At 35.1% G+C, this 14529-nt stretch carries 13 protein-coding genes and 1 pseudogene; 4 read left to right on the forward strand and 10 right to left on the reverse strand.

Translation table 11 applies throughout. The features are described 5' to 3' along the window. The first annotated feature begins 18 nt into the window (after window positions 1-18). Window positions 19-3228, forward strand: coding sequence for an efflux RND transporter permease subunit (locus tag GQ590_RS10485; protein ID WP_160408886.1), 3210 nt, complete (start codon window positions 19-21; stop codon window positions 3226-3228). 131 nt (window positions 3229-3359) lie between these two features. Here GQ590_RS10485 and ruvC read toward each other — a convergent pair whose 3' ends face one another. From ruvC to GQ590_RS10520, 7 genes are all read right to left on the reverse strand, one after another. After that, window positions 3360-3848: a crossover junction endodeoxyribonuclease RuvC gene (gene ruvC, locus GQ590_RS10490; protein ID WP_160408888.1), complete on the reverse strand. Its 489-nt coding sequence runs from the start codon at window positions 3846-3848 to the stop codon at window positions 3360-3362. Further along, the gene (locus GQ590_RS10495) at window positions 3848-4591 is read right to left on the reverse strand and encodes a YebC/PmpR family DNA-binding transcriptional regulator (RefSeq protein ID WP_160408890.1); all 744 of its coding nucleotides are present in this window, start codon (window positions 4589-4591) and stop codon (window positions 3848-3850) included. The genes ruvC and GQ590_RS10495 overlap by 1 nt, the downstream gene beginning before the upstream one ends. A gap of 237 nt (window positions 4592-4828) precedes the next feature. Then, entirely contained in the window at window positions 4829-5125 is a 297-nt protein-coding gene (fis, locus tag GQ590_RS10500; protein ID WP_160408892.1) for a DNA-binding transcriptional regulator Fis, read from the reverse strand. A gap of 7 nt (window positions 5126-5132) precedes the next feature. Next, on the reverse strand, window positions 5133-6140 hold the full coding sequence (dusB, locus tag GQ590_RS10505) for a tRNA dihydrouridine synthase DusB (RefSeq protein WP_160408893.1): 1008 nt from the start codon (window positions 6138-6140) through the stop codon (window positions 5133-5135). 29 nt (window positions 6141-6169) lie between these two features. Continuing rightward, window positions 6170-7051 (reverse strand): 50S ribosomal protein L11 methyltransferase, encoded by an 882-nt coding sequence (prmA, locus tag GQ590_RS10510; RefSeq protein ID WP_160408895.1) that lies wholly within the window; start codon window positions 7049-7051, stop codon window positions 6170-6172. Beyond that, window positions 7026-8477, reverse strand: a complete 1452-nt coding sequence (gene panF, locus GQ590_RS10515; protein WP_160408897.1) for a sodium/pantothenate symporter — start codon at window positions 8475-8477, stop codon at window positions 7026-7028. Before panF ends, prmA begins: the two co-directional genes overlap by 26 nt. Before the next feature lie 7 nt (window positions 8478-8484). Next, the gene (locus GQ590_RS10520; RefSeq protein ID WP_160408900.1) at window positions 8485-8721 is read right to left on the reverse strand and encodes a YhdT family protein; all 237 of its coding nucleotides are present in this window, start codon (window positions 8719-8721) and stop codon (window positions 8485-8487) included. Window positions 8722-8886: 165 nt separating this feature from the next. Between GQ590_RS10520 and ilvC the strand changes: the two genes are divergently transcribed. Both ilvC and GQ590_RS10530 read left to right on the forward strand, forming a co-directional pair. Further along, window positions 8887-10365 (forward strand): ketol-acid reductoisomerase, encoded by a 1479-nt coding sequence (gene ilvC / locus GQ590_RS10525; RefSeq protein WP_160408902.1) that lies wholly within the window; start codon window positions 8887-8889, stop codon window positions 10363-10365. Window positions 10366-10670: 305 nt separating this feature from the next. After that, complete coding sequence (locus GQ590_RS10530; protein WP_160408904.1) at window positions 10671-11240, forward strand: cell division protein ZapC; 570 nt, start codon at window positions 10671-10673, stop codon at window positions 11238-11240. Between the two features lie 800 nt (window positions 11241-12040). On the opposite strand, the gene GQ590_RS10535 is transcribed toward GQ590_RS10530, so the two are convergent. From GQ590_RS10535 to GQ590_RS10545, 3 genes are all read right to left on the reverse strand, one after another. Further along, a complete protein-coding gene (locus tag GQ590_RS10535) occupies window positions 12041-12802 on the reverse strand; it encodes an IS5 family transposase (RefSeq protein ID WP_160422596.1) in 762 nt (253 codons plus the stop codon). 393 nt (window positions 12803-13195) lie between these two features. Next, window positions 13196-13429, reverse strand: coding sequence for a Pathogenicity locus (locus GQ590_RS10540; protein ID WP_085165567.1), 234 nt, complete (start codon window positions 13427-13429; stop codon window positions 13196-13198). Between the two features lie 32 nt (window positions 13430-13461). Continuing rightward, window positions 13462-13977, reverse strand: coding sequence for a ClbS/DfsB family four-helix bundle protein (locus GQ590_RS10545; RefSeq protein WP_160409279.1), 516 nt, complete (start codon window positions 13975-13977; stop codon window positions 13462-13464). 352 nt (window positions 13978-14329) lie between these two features. Between GQ590_RS10545 and GQ590_RS12520 the strand changes: the two are divergent. Further along, a pseudogene (locus GQ590_RS12520) lies at window positions 14330-14529 on the forward strand (transposase); the annotation flags it as partial.

Below are 14529 nucleotides of genomic sequence, written 5' to 3' on the forward strand. Positions count from 1 at the left end.
ACAGGGGTAGATTTAATTATGGCTAAGTTCTTTATTGATAGACCTGTTTTTGCATGGGTAATTGCTATCATGATGATGTTAGGAGGGGCTTTATGTATAAAGCTACTAGCTGTTGAGCAGTATCCTGATATTGCTCCACCTGCTGTAACTGTTAGTGCTGTTTACCCTGGTGCCGATGCGCAAACTATTGAGAATACTGTTACTCAGTTGATTGAACAGAATTTAACCGGATTAGATAATCTTATTTATATGAAATCAACCAGTAGTGCGCAAGGTGTTGTGCAAACAACGTTAACTTTTGCTCCTGGAACCAATCCCGATTTTGCTCAAGTACAAGTGTTAAACAAAGTAGAAAGTATAAAATCTCGACTTCCTGAGAGTGTGCAAAAGAACGGCGTGTCAGTAGCTAAAAATAATACTAACTTTTTAAAAGTTGTTGGGTTTTACTCAACAAACCCTCAAAAAACACAAGCAGATATTGCTGACTTTGTTTATTCCACTGTGCAAGATCAGATTCGACGCGTACAAGGTGTTGGCGATACTCAATTATTTGGCTCTGAATATGCAATGCGTATTTGGCTTGATCCCAATAAATTAACTTATTACAATTTATCCATTGAAGAAATCATCGCAGCTATTCAAGCACAAAATGCACAAGTTACCGCTGGGCAATTAGGTTCTTTACCGTCAACCGATGGCCAAGAGCTTAATGCGACAATTACTGCTCAGTCACGTTTAAAAACACCAGAGCAATTCCAAAATATTTTAGTGCGGGTGAATACTGATGGTTCTAATCTTTTATTAAAAGATGTAGCAACAGTTGAAATTGGTGCATCTGATTATAATTTTATTTCTCGTTATGATGGTAATGCATCTGCGGGGCTTGGTGTATATTTAGCTACAGGTGCTAATCAATTAGATACATCAGATAAAGTGGATAAAAAATTAGAAGAGTTATCTAAAATCTTCCCAGAAGATATTAAATACGCGTTTCCATATGATACAACTCCATTTGTTAAATTGTCGATTAGCAATGTAATTCATACGTTAATTGAAGCAATTGTTTTGGTTGTTATTGTAATGTATGTGTTTTTACAAAACCTGCGTTCTACACTTATTCCGACTATAACTGTACCTGTCGTACTATTAGGAACATTTGCGATTCTTTATATTTGTGGATTCACTATTAATACCTTATCTATGTTTGCAATGGTACTTGCTATCGGGCTGTTGGTGGATGATGCTATTGTTGTTATCGAAAACGTTGAACGTATTATGCATGATGAGGGATTATCGCCTTATAATGCAACCGTTAAGTCGATGGAGCAAATTACTTCCGCATTAATAGGTATTGCGGTTGTATTATCTGCTGTATTTGTGCCGATGGCATTTTATGGTGGTGCTGCAGGTGGAATATATCGTCAGTTTTCGATCACCATTGTAACAGCAATGGGATTATCAGTATTGATGGCTATTGTATTGACGCCGGCTCTTTGTGTGCAAATTTTAAAAGCGCCATCTAAAAGTAAAATTAGAAAAATCTCATTGGGCGAAAAGTTAGAATCACTACCACCATTTAGTTGGTGTTCAAAAGGAACTAAAGATTTCTTTAAATGGTTTAATCGTTTTTATGATAAAAGTTTACGTTCTTATGAAAAGGGTGTTATTAAAGTTATTCGTAATCCAATAATTGCTTTTGTTTGTTATGCTTTAATTCTAGTTGGATTAATATTTGGTTTTAACCGTTTACCTACTGGATTTTTACCTAATGAAGATCAGGGGGTGCTTTTAGTTATGGTTGAGTTACCACCAGGATCAACTTTAGAACAAACTATGTCGGTATTAAATAAAACTGCAAAATTTTATACTGAACAAAAAGCCGATTCAGTCGAGGAAATATTTACTGTTGCTGGATTTAGTATGGTTGGACGTGGGCAAAATATGGGACTAGGCTTTGTTAGATTAAAAAACTGGGAACAGCGAAAACGAGCAGATCAAAAAGTTAATGCTTTAGTTGCAAGTGGTTGGAAATTTACTTCTACTATAACGGAAGGACGGGTAATTGTTACCAATTTGCCAGCTGTTCCTGCGTTAGGTATGGCTAATGGTTTCTCTTATGTACTGAAAGATACGGCTAGTTATGGGCATGATGCGTTGGTAGGTGCATTTTTCCAAATGTTGGGGCAAGCGTCTCATCATCCTAAATTACAACAAGTTAGACCTGGAAGCATGCTAGATGTGCCACAGTATAAAATTAATGTTGATTTTGAAGCTGCACAAGCATTGGGTGTTTCGGTAAACTCAGTAAATACTGTATTGTCGACAGCTTTAGGTTCGGCTTATATTGATGATTTTATCTATAATAACCGAGTTAAAAAAGTGTATCTGCAATCTGATGCGCCATACCGTATGCTTCCAGATGATTTTAGTTATTGGCATGTTAAAAATAAAAATGGCGAAATGGTTCCATATGATGCTTTTGCTACTACAACAAAAACTTATGGCTCGCCATCACTTGTTCGTTATGATGGTGTAGCAGCAATGGAGATAAGCGGTTCAGCAGCTCTTGGTCTGAGTTCAGGGCAAGCAATGGCAGTGATGGAAGAATTATCAAAAAATTTACCAAAAGGATTTACGTTTGACTGGACAGATATTTCCTATCAAGAACGCCAAACAGGTTCGCAAACTACAACACTTTATATTATTTCGATTATTGTGGTGTTCTTGTCATTAGCAGCTTTATATGAAAGCTGGACCGTACCAATTTCGATCTTATTTGTTATTCCTCTTGGGATTTTAGGTACAGTTTATGCAACTATGTTTAGAGGGCTTGATAATGATATTTACTTCATTGTAGGCCTATTAACTACCATGGGATTATCGGCTAAGAATGCTATTTTGATTGTAGAATTTGCCAAAGATGCGATTGAAAAAGAAGGCAAATCGTTAATTGATGCCACACTTGAGGCTTGTCGTCTTCGGTTGCGTCCGATTTTAATGACTTCATTTGCTTTTATTTTAGGGGTGTTACCACTAGCATTAAATAGTGGTGCGGGTTCTGCTAGCCAAAATGCGGTAGGTACTGGTGTAATTGGTGGTATGTTAACGGCAACGTTTTTAACCATATTTTATGTGCCGCTATTCTTTTTGTTTATTACAAAACTATTTACTAAACATAAAAATAAAGTGGTATTGCTAGCAAACCGTTCAAAAATAAAGCCTGAATAGTTGGTCTTATATGCATGAGCTAGATTATATAGCTCATGCATTGAAAATTAATATATTAAGAGATAAAAATGCACCAATTTAGTGGTGCATTTTTGTTTATAGATATTTATTATTAAAATTATGTGGTTATTTTACTTACGAGATTGTATTCGCTGTTGGCAGCTGTGAGCATGAGTGATTGCTATAGCTAATGCGTCTGCCGCATCAGCTTGAGGACTAGCAGGTAATTTTAATAATAACTTTACCATATGTTGCACTTGTTTTTTATCAGCAGCGCCTGTTCCAACTATACATTGCTTAACTAAACGTGCCGCATATTCAAAAACAGGTAAATTACTATTTACTGCTGCGACAATTGCAGCTCCCCTTGCTTGGCCTAGTTTTAATGCTGAGTCGGCATTGCGAGCCATAAAAACTTGCTCAATGGCAAACATATCAGGTTGGAATTGTAAAATAATTTCACTGACACCTGCGTATACCCGCTTTAACCGAGTAGGCAAATCATCAACAGCAGTTCGAATACAACCACTGCCAAGATAGGTAAGTTGACGCCCCGCTTGATGGATTACACCATAACCCGTCAAACGAGAGCCTGGATCAATGCCAAGAATAATGGCCATTAGAGCGTTGCGGCAACCTCATCAGAGACTTCACCATTATGATAAACTTCTTGAACATCGTCACAATCTTCAAGCATATCAATTAGACGTAATAGTTTAGGTGCTGATTCGATATCAAGATCAACTTTGGTTGCTGGAATCATAGAAACTTCTGCTGATTCAGCAATTAATCCTGCAGCATCAAGTGCATCTTTAACTTCACCAAATGTTTCTGGCGTAGTAAATACATCAATTGCACCATCATCATAAGTCACAACGTCGTCTGCTCCTGCTTCAAGTGCTGCATCCATAACTTGGTCTTCATTAGTTCCTGCTGGATATGAAATAACGCCTTTTTTGGTGAATAAATATGAAACTGAACCATCAGTACCTAAGTTACCACCTGTTTTTGTAAACGCATGGCGCACTTCTGATACGGTACGATTGCGATTGTCGCTTAAACATTCTACCATTACAGCTGTGCCAGCTGGCCCGTAACCTTCATAAATGATTGTTTCCATGTTGCTGTCATCTTCACCACCAACACCACGGGCAACAGCTCGATTCATTGTGTCTCGAGTCATATTATTCGATAATGCTTTATCCATTGCGGCCCTTAATCGTGGATTTGACGCTGGATCGCCACCGCCTAATTTTGCTGCGGTTACTAATTCACGAATAATTTTGGTAAATATTTTACCGCGCTTTGCATCTTGTGCGGCTTTACGATGTTTGGTATTGGCCCATTTACTATGACCTGCCATAAAAATCTCCAGATAAATAATTTAAAATCTGTCGTATTTTATCAAACTTTTACTTAAAATTCATTACCAATATAATGATAAGTTTTTATTTTATGTAAAATAGTATAGGAAAACACGAGTTGTTTACACTTTATGATTAAAATAATCCTTTGAAAGTTCCTATACATTAAATATAAAAAAAGCACCTAATGAATAGGCGCTTTTTAGTTATCTCATAAGGTGTCAATATAGGATTGACTAACTCATTCCATATCGTTTTAATTTTTTGCGGAGTGTACCGCGGTTAATACCAAGCATATTTGCAGCTCTAGTTTGATTGCCACGTGTATATTGCATAACCATATCAAGGAATGGGTGTTCAACTTCAGCTAACACTAAGTCATAAAGATCTGTAGGATCTTCACCATTTAATTGTGATAAATAGTTTCTTAAAGCTTGCTTAACTGAATCTCGCAAAGGCTTTTGTGTTATTTGGTCTTGAGAATTTACAGTTGTAAATTGAAGTGCTGCAGCTGTAACGCGTTGTTCTGACATAGTATTCTTAACTCTTTGGTTTATTTCTAATTTGACTAAAAAATGCTTTTAGAGTGTTTACTTGCTCGCTTGTATTGCCAAGTACACTAAATAAGCGCCTGAATTGATCGCTGTCAGCATAATTCTTGGTATACCAATTTACATGCTTTCTGGCAATCCTTAATCCTTTGTATTCTCCATAAAATTGATAAAGTTCATCAAGATGCGATAATACAACTTGTTCGACTTCATCAATCGTTTTGTTTTTTTGTAACTTTCCATGTGTTAAATAGAATGCAATTTCTTCAAATATCCAAGGTTTCCCCTGTGCCGCTCGGCCGATCATTATAGCATCAGCTTGCGTATATTGAAAAACATCTTTTGCTTGTTCAGGTGTACAAATATCGCCATTAGCAATTACAGGAATAGTAACCTTTTCCTTAACTGCTTTAACAGATTCATATTCAGCTACACCATTGAATAAGCAAGCACGTGTCCGTCCATGAATAGTAATTGCCTTTATGCCACAATCCTGTGCAATTTGTGCGATTTCAATGCAATTTCTATGATCTTTATTCCATCCAGTCCGCGTTTTTAATGTTACCGGAACATCAACAGCACCGACAACTTTCTGCAAAATTTTTTTAATAAGTTCTGGATACTGCATTAAAGCAGAACCTGCCAATTTCTTATTGACCTTTTTAGCAGGGCATCCCATATTAATATCAATTAATTGAGCTCCATGCTTAACATTAAATTCGGCAGCTTTAGCCATTTCGTCGGGATCTGAACCAACAATTTGTACTGCACGAACACCAATATCATCGTTTGCCATCATCCGCAAAGTCGATTTATCGGTATGCCAAACATCTGAATTTGCCAAAAACATTTCTGAAATAGTTAGACCTGCACCAAATCGATGACACAAATTCCGAAATGGTTTGTCGCTGATTCCAGCCATTGGTGCTGCAATTAAATTATTTTTTAATTTAACTTCACCAATACTAAGCAAATTAAGGTTGGGTATATTACGCATTTTTTCTCAAACTGAAAAGGGGGATAACGTTAATTTTTTAATTTTTTACTTTTTTTACCAGTGATACGGCACCATTCTTCTTGTTCGACAATAGGATCTAACTCAAAATGACCTTGATAAGCTATACAAACACTTTGTGATTGATTTGCTAAAATACCCGATAATCCTAGTTCACCTTGTGGCTTTACTAATTTACTTATATGTGGTTCAAGCTCTTTTAAGGGCCCTGCTAATATATTGGCAACAACGATGTCGGCTTGTAAATCATTTGGAATATCTTTTGATAAATAAAGATCTAACCTTTCACTAACATTATTACGTTGTGCGTTGTCTCGGCTAGCTAAAATAGCTTGAGGATCAATATCAATACCAATTACACGTTTGGCACCTAATTTTAAAGCAGCAATAGCTAAAATGCCAGAACCACACCCATAATCAATAACTAATTTATCTTTAAGATCTAAACTATCAAGCCAAGTTAAACATAGTGCTGTTGTTGGATGCGTTCCAGTGCCGAATGCTAAGCCAGGATCTAGCATAACATTGACAGCATTAGGGTCGGGAACTTTTTGCCAACTAGGACAAATCCACAGACGCTTACCAAATTGCATTGGATGAAAATTATCCATCCATTCTCGCTCCCAGTCTTTATCTTCTAATTGTTCAAATTTATAGGAATATTGTTCTAGATTTAATATTGCTTTTAATTCATCAATATCTACTTGAGCATCATATAGACCAACGACATCGGTATTGCCCCAAAGCTTAGTTTCACCAGGCAAAGGCTCAAAAACAGGGGTATCATAAGTATCTTGAAACGTAACTGATACTGCTCCTGATTCTTCTAATTGCTCACTAATTTGTTCAGCAAGATCATTGGTTGTATTAATTCTGAGTTGAATCCAAGGCATAATTCTTCCTTTTATTGTCAAACTTATTGGCTATAATAAAAATAATAAATCCAATAGTTAAAGAGGGGACTATTGGGTATAGTGATAGTAATTTAATATTATAAGCTTCCAATAATGTATAACTTACAGCCCCTGCAAGCATTGAACAAAGAGCACCAGTAGCATTAGCTTTTTTCCAATATAATCCAAGTACTAACGGCCATAAAAAGACAGCTTCAAGTCCGCCAAAAGCGAGTAAATTTAGCCAAATAATCATATCAGGTGGAGTCCATGCTGCCCAAATAAGTAACCCACCAAAAATAAAAGTGATAGTAACCGAAATACGAGTAAGAAACTTATCACTGAAATTAATATTAGTTTTGATGCTTAGAAAGAGATCTTTGATAATAACAGATGATACTTGTAATAATTGAGCATTAATGGTGGACATAATAGCGGCAAGTGGAGCAGCTAAAAAGATTCCAGCAGCAAAAGGTGGTAATACATTTATAATTAATGTCGGTACTATTTGATCAGGGATAGTTAAATCGCTAATAATAGCACGCCCTAAAGCACCAGATAAGTGCATAGTTAGCATAATAATAGTAACGACAATGGTGCCAAGAATAATCCCTTGATGTACTGCTTTGCTATCTTTATAGGCCATACAGCGTACAGCTGTATGAGGCAGACCAACTACACCAAAACAAACTAATATCCAAAATGAAGCCATGAACGGAAAGTTTATAAAATCATTAGGTCCTTGTGGGGTTAAAAGAGCAGGGTCAATTTTTATTAACTGATCAATTATTGCAGTGATTCCACCACCGGCATAGATAATAGCACCAAGTAATAATATAGCACCTATGATCATCACTAAACCCTGAAAAGCATCATTTAATATACTGGCTCGAAAACCGCCAAATGCGGTATAAATAACCGTACCAATACCAAATATTAATAAGCCCGTATGATAAGGTATACCTACTGATGATTGTAGTAAGCGAGCCCCACCAACAAACTGTACTGTCATTGCGCCGATAAAGGCAACGACAAGGGTAATACTTGCTAGCCAAACAATAGTTTTACTTTTATAGTGTGCATAAAGCATATCACTTAAGGTTATTGCATTATATTTGCGAGCTAATATGGCAAACTTTTTACCTAAAATACCTAGGGAAAGGAGCACAGTTGGAACTTGAATCATCGACAATAATACCCAACCTAGGCCATATTTATATGCGGCACCCGGCCCACCAATGAATGAGCTTGCACTAATATATGTTGCTGCAAGTGTCATGGCGAGTAAAAATCCGCCCATAGTTCGATTACCAATAAAATAATCAGTAAATTGATTTATTTTTTTGCGTTTAACATAAGCATAAATGGATAAAGCAAACACAAAAATAAGATAAATGATAAGCGGTAAAATAATATCAAAATGCATTGTTTAATTACTTATTTTGTTCTAATGAAATATTTTTGAATTGAAATTTGACAACCAACCAACAAAGCAATATAAAACCTAGAGGCACCATAATACAAGATAGTTCAAACCACAATGGTAATCCTAAAAATCCTATTTTATCGCTAATGCAGTAAGCACAAATAACCCATCCAAGAAGATAAATAAAAGTTAATAATAACGATAGTTTAGCTTCTTTATTTGCTTGCTTATATCGAGCATCCATATTGATTTATTGAAAATTGAAGATACTCTAGATTAAAAGAAAGTACTTAACTTGGCAAGCGTATTGCGATTTACGCAATATTGTTTTTTAAATATATCAATTTTCGCAATATAAAAAGTACTATATAGTAATTAATTAGAAATAACTCAATTTTTGGAGGAAATAATGTCAAACTACTTTAATACACTAAATTTGCGTGAAAAATTAGAACAACTAGGACAATGCCGTTTTATGGGTCGTGATGAATTTGCATCAGAAGCTAACTTCTTAAAAGGTAAAAAGATTGTTATTGTTGGTTGTGGTGCTCAAGGCCTTAATCAAGGTCTTAATATGCGTGACTCGGGTTTAGATATTGCTTATGCGTTACGTAAAGAAGCTATTGCCGAAAAACGTGCATCATGGAAAAAAGCAACTGAAAATGGTTTTAAAGTAGGAAGTTATGAAGAATTAATTCCAACTGCTGACCTTGTTATTAACTTAACACCCGATAAACAACACTCAGCAGTAGTAAAAGCGGTACAACCACTAATGAAGCAAGGCGCAGCATTAGGTTATTCTCATGGTTTTAATATTGTTGAAGTTGGCGAAAAAATTCGTTCAGATATTACTGTTGTGATGGTGGCACCTAAATGTCCTGGAACTGAAGTGCGTGAAGAGTATAAACGCGGCTTTGGTGTACCTACGCTGATCGCCGTTCATCCTGAAAATGATCCGAAAGGAGAAGGTTTAGCCATTGCAAAAGCATGGGCTGCGGCAACAGGTGGTCATCGTGCAGGTGTTTTACAATCCTCATTTGTTGCTGAAGTTAAGTCAGATTTAATGGGCGAACAGACAATTCTTTGTGGAATGCTACAAACAGGATCATTACTTTGCTTTGATAAACTAGTGGCCGATGGTGTTGATCCTGCTTATGCATGTAAATTACTTCAATTTGGTTGGGAAACGATCACCGAAGCATTAAAACAAGGTGGAATTACGCTAATGATGGATCGCTTATCAAACCCTGCTAAATTAAGGGCAAATGCATTAGCCAAAGAATTAAAAGTGATCATGACAGATCTTTATCGTAAACATATGGATGATATTATATCAGGAGAGTTTTCATCAACGATGATGAAAGACTGGGCAAATGATGATGTGAACCTGCTTAAGTGGCGTAAAGAAACCGGTGAAACGGCATTTGAAAAAGCAGCTGAATACCAAGGTAAAATTGATGAGCAAGCTTATTTTGATCAAGGGGTTGTTATGGTTGCGATGGTTAAAGCAGGGGTTGAACTTGCGTTTGAAACAATGCTTGAATCAGGAATTTTGCCAGAGTCAGCCTATTATGAGTCATTGCATGAATTACCACTTATCGCTAATACTATTGCGCGTAAACGTTTATATGAAATGAACGTGGTCATTTCAGACACTGCTGAGTATGGTAACTATTTATTTGCTAATGCCGCTGTGCCACTATTAAAAGAAAAGTTCATGCCAATGTTACAGTCAGGCGATCTTGGTAAAGTGATTCCAGAAGGTAGTGTTGATAATACATTATTGCGTGATGTGAACGAAGAAATACGTAATCATCCAATTGAAACAATTGGCAGAAAATTACGTAGTTATATGACTGATATGAAACGTATTAATGTAGCAAGCTAAATAGTAATTTATAACTATAAAAAAGGTGCTGAAAAGCGCCTTTTTATTAACTTTTTTATTAAAGTATCATCTCTAAATTTTGTTGTAAAAAACTTTCAGAAAAGCATCTGTTTTAGTATAAAACAAATAATCCTAAAAAGATCCGAAAGGATCTAAAATGAATCTTTTTGATCTTTGGTTTTTATTTTAAGTTTTTAAAAATTATATAATTAAATAATTTTTATTTTAAATTTATATTTATTTTTGATATTAATTATGTTATCTTTTTGACCAAATTTAATTTAACTAACGAGGGTGATGTATCAATGAAAATTGCTTTTCGACCAACGGATTGTTGGCGATGGTATTTTGATAGTCAATACGATAGCTTAATGCTTGAAGTTTCATCTGAAATGTTATTTCGCTCTTGTTATCCAAGCAAAATGCTCATTCCAGATGTTTTTGGAGGAGAGTTTCCATTTTCAGTTAGTGATGCAACGTCTTATTATCAATTCCATGATAGCTGTCAGTTGCTTAATTTAACTGATTCTCAAAAAATTGAACTATCTATTAACGCTATTGTGGCAGCTAATTTTTTAAAACCTCAAATGCCCAAGAGTTGGTATTTTTCTCAACAACCAATGTTGTATAAGCCCAAAATAACGGATATTGTTGAAGTAAGTTTGCAAGAAAGTGGTCAAAAAGTTTGTTTAATGGTGGTTGAAGCGGGGGAAAACGCATCGCTATGCATTATTGCTCAGCCGACATTTGTGGCAATGAATAAAACATTCAATTTTTCAGAAGCTATCAAAGTCATGAATGATAGATTAAAGCCTATGCAGCACAATAATGTAGTTCAGCATCTAGAACGTCTCGAATTAGAAGCCATTTCATAAAATAAAAACCGCGCCTTATATCAGCATAGTTTTAAATCATCTAACATGAAAAATTAATCCAAAGGTGATTTTTAGTTAAAAGATAACAATTTTGGTTTTTTCATGGTCTTGATCAGCTGGCAATGCAAAATAATATAGTCCTATCTCATAGAGTTGCCTAGATCAACTATTTTGCTCCTAGTTTATATTGTGCATTCTTATCACCGCTGCTAGCTTTTGTAAGCAAATCAAACATCTCTTTATTACTGTAAAGAAAGCGTTCACAAAACTTTTCAAAAGAAAAGCTAATTTTAATGGATATACGGCAATAACTACCTAATTCAGTAATCACTTATTAACATATGTATTACACTTTTGATTTTTCCACTGAAAGTTGATTGTTGATTGATACTCCGGTTATCACGCTGTTTATCTAAATAAACATTTTTATCTAAAAAATAAAGACAGCTACATTTTTGTTAAAAACTTTCAGGAGCGCACTACGTTTATGTAAAAAAACAAAAAAATCATATTTAAGTTATAAAAAGCTAGCCAATCAATAAAAAATAGCAACCCCACATTAAGCATGGCGATTTATTGGTTTATTTTGCCGGTTATTTTGTAAAAAATATTCAGGAGTCTATACCGTTAAACCGAATAAAGCGATTTCAAGCAAAACGCCTTATGCGTTTTTAGCGAATTATCTTAACCATGAAATGTGAAAACCAGGTGTTTTTCTGCATATATAATTTTTTCTTTTCTTTTCATAAAAAAAATCAACAGTCCCTAGGGGCTGTTGATCTTTGCTGTACATAAATTGCTCAACAATACATTGGCAGCCACATTAACATAAATGCCAGTGATACCATACTGGCATAATTCCTTTCTAACTTATCGTATCGAGTTGATATTGAACGATATTGCTTGATTCTAGCAAAGGCATTCTCGACTAAATGACGATAGCGATAAAGGCACCTATCCATACTGCTTTTATCTATATCCTTACCATAATTACGTTTAGCAATCACCGTTCGTCCGCCTTTTTGACGAACAAAGCACCGAAAAGGCTCGCTGTCATAACCTTTATCGGCTATCACTGTATTGACTTCATCGAGCTTTTCAACTAGGTTTTCTACATAAGTGATATCATGTCGTTGTCCTTGAGAAAGCTCAAAACAAATAGGCAAACCACCACTATCAACCGCAAGATGAATTTTAGTTGAATGACCACCACAGCTCTGATCTATTTGCTCACAATGCTCCGTTGCAGCGCCTGTGCTGTGTTGATGAGCCCTGATAATCGAGCTATCTAGGAACCCCCATTTAAAATCCGCTAGTTGTGATAACTGTTTGAAAATATCAACTAATATTCCTTTTTTAGACCACAAATTAAATCGTCTATAGACGGTGCTCCATTCACCAAACTCTTCTGGAAAATCTCGCCAAGGAATACCGGTTCTCATTCGGAAAAGGCTCCCTTCAAACGTCATCCGATGCTCGGATTTATTATAAACTCGGCCGGTATTTTTCATTATTTGTAGTAGCTTTTCCCACCGTTTATCTGTTAGCATTGTTCTTGGCATGATGAATCGAGTTATGGTTGTTTTTTGCAGAATTATTATAACTCATATCATGCCGTCTAAAAAATAATCACGAAAGATCAACACGCCCTAATAATATGATTAAAAATCAAACTAAAAATTTGGTGGAATTTTACTTTTTTATTTTAATTATATAACCATTAGCGATAATTAGTCTGCTCCCTATATGTGTGGGAATAAACTAAGTTAGAAAACGGTATTTCCGTTGAAATGCCGCTGTTCCTTGAACACTAGAGATAATTAATTTTTGTAAAAAAGTTTCAGGTAACTATACGTTTCAGTATAAATATCTTAAAAATAGATAAGAAATCAAAAAATTGACTATCATTGTTCAATTAAAAAGTTGGATGCACTCGCTGCTCGTAAAAAGGGATATTACGTATTGTTGACTAAACTCAAAATATTACTTATTGCCGTTCTTGCTTGATGACTGTTTTTCCAACAAGTTGAACCTGTTAATAATGCACCTTCGTTAAGGATTTCATCTAAACTAGCATTACGCAATTTATCGAAAGAATCGAACTTCATATCTTCAAGCCTTTCAATAATTTTGGTACCCACGAATTTAAGCTCCATCAATTGCTGTCGTTCTGTTTCTGTAAAGGCCATATTATTCTCCTTACATTATATTGAATATAATTTTAAACTGATGCATTTAGCTTTTTCCACTTTCTTATTTTTGCTCTAAACGATTTAAAAGGCGCCACAGAATTGATATGGATAAATCGAGCAACAGTCCAAGATTCAGGATAAGGTTTAGTCCAATTACGGCTATCTTTTATAAACAAAGTGTCTTCGTTCAAAGATTGAATCCAATCATTCCAAATGGTGATTTGCTGATTAAATGCTTGAATTAATGCCTGTAATGATAGGTATTGATATGTTTTATAAAATTGCCGATACAAATTACCCAATTGATTCCATTTGTATCCAGGGGCCGGTAATTCAGGTGTTTGACCAGCAAGCTCATCATCATCCCAAGATTTCACCAAATTAAGCCAACCTAGTTGATAAGCAATCATTTGTGCTGGAGTACGATCAACACCCTCCACTAAGGTGTCTTTTTGTGATTCAGACAAAACTGTAAACTCATCAATAAACAACTTGGCTGTCTTGTTTATTTCATCTAATAACTGCTGTTTATTTGCATAAGCCATTTTACCTCCTTCTTAATTTTATTAACGTATTATCCTTTATCAAAAAATAACAAAGATACTGTAAACCAAGACTCAAAAAAGTAAACAACTTTTGTAGTTTTGAGGATTTTTTGGAGAAATCAACTACAAAACATGTCATAAAAACCATTGATTTTATTAAAGTTTACAGATGATTATTTTAAGTATTTGCCTTGATTTTCTATCCTATTTTTCAAAACAAAAATAGTTCAGGCAATATCCCCATTAAAACATGCACCGATAAACTGAAAAGTTTACAATGTAACCATCCCCCAAAATAGCACAACAAAAAAGTAGAAAATTCTCTATGATAAAAGTAAAAGAGGATTTAAACATGAAAAAAATAACTGAACACCAAATTGTATCGATATTAAAAGAAGCTGAAGCGGGTATTCCGGTTAAAGAGCTTTGCCGTAAATATGGCATGGCAACTCGACTTTTTATAAGTGGCGAGAAAAATACGGCGGAATGGAAAGCTCAGATATCAAACGTTTAAAAGAACTTGAAGCAGAAAATCGCAAACTTAAACAGATG

The organism is Gilliamella sp. Lep-s35 (assembly GCF_009795845.1).
In the GTDB taxonomy this organism is placed as follows: domain Bacteria; phylum Pseudomonadota; class Gammaproteobacteria; order Enterobacterales; family Orbaceae; genus Gilliamella.

Excerpts from the sequence above, each read along its gene's own strand:
- GQ590_RS10540 (WP_085165567.1), bottom strand. The coding sequence starts at position 13,429 with ATGGCCTTTACAGAAACAGAACGACAGCAATTGATGGAGCTTAAATTC.
- ilvC (WP_160408902.1), top strand. The coding sequence starts at position 8,887 with ATGTCAAACTACTTTAATACACTAAATTTGCGTGAAAAATTAGAACAA.
- panF (WP_160408897.1), bottom strand. The coding sequence starts at position 8,477 with ATGCATTTTGATATTATTTTACCGCTTATCATTTATCTTATTTTTGTG.
- GQ590_RS10520 (WP_160408900.1), bottom strand. The coding sequence starts at position 8,721 with ATGGATGCTCGATATAAGCAAGCAAATAAAGAAGCTAAACTATCGTTA.
- dusB (WP_160408893.1), bottom strand. The coding sequence starts at position 6,140 with ATGCGTAATATACCCAACCTTAATTTGCTTAGTATTGGTGAAGTTAAA.
- ruvC (WP_160408888.1), bottom strand. The coding sequence starts at position 3,848 with ATGGCCATTATTCTTGGCATTGATCCAGGCTCTCGTTTGACGGGTTAT.
- GQ590_RS10530 (WP_160408904.1), top strand. The coding sequence starts at position 10,671 with ATGAAAATTGCTTTTCGACCAACGGATTGTTGGCGATGGTATTTTGAT.
- GQ590_RS10495 (WP_160408890.1), bottom strand. The coding sequence starts at position 4,591 with ATGGCAGGTCATAGTAAATGGGCCAATACCAAACATCGTAAAGCCGCA.
- prmA (WP_160408895.1), bottom strand. The coding sequence starts at position 7,051 with ATGCCTTGGATTCAACTCAGAATTAATACAACCAATGATCTTGCTGAA.
- GQ590_RS10545 (WP_160409279.1), bottom strand. The coding sequence starts at position 13,977 with ATGGCTTATGCAAATAAACAGCAGTTATTAGATGAAATAAACAAGACA.
- GQ590_RS10535 (WP_160422596.1), bottom strand. The coding sequence starts at position 12,802 with ATGCCAAGAACAATGCTAACAGATAAACGGTGGGAAAAGCTACTACAA.
- fis (WP_160408892.1), bottom strand. The coding sequence starts at position 5,125 with ATGTCAGAACAACGCGTTACAGCTGCAGCACTTCAATTTACAACTGTA.
- GQ590_RS10485 (WP_160408886.1), top strand. The coding sequence starts at position 19 with ATGGCTAAGTTCTTTATTGATAGACCTGTTTTTGCATGGGTAATTGCT.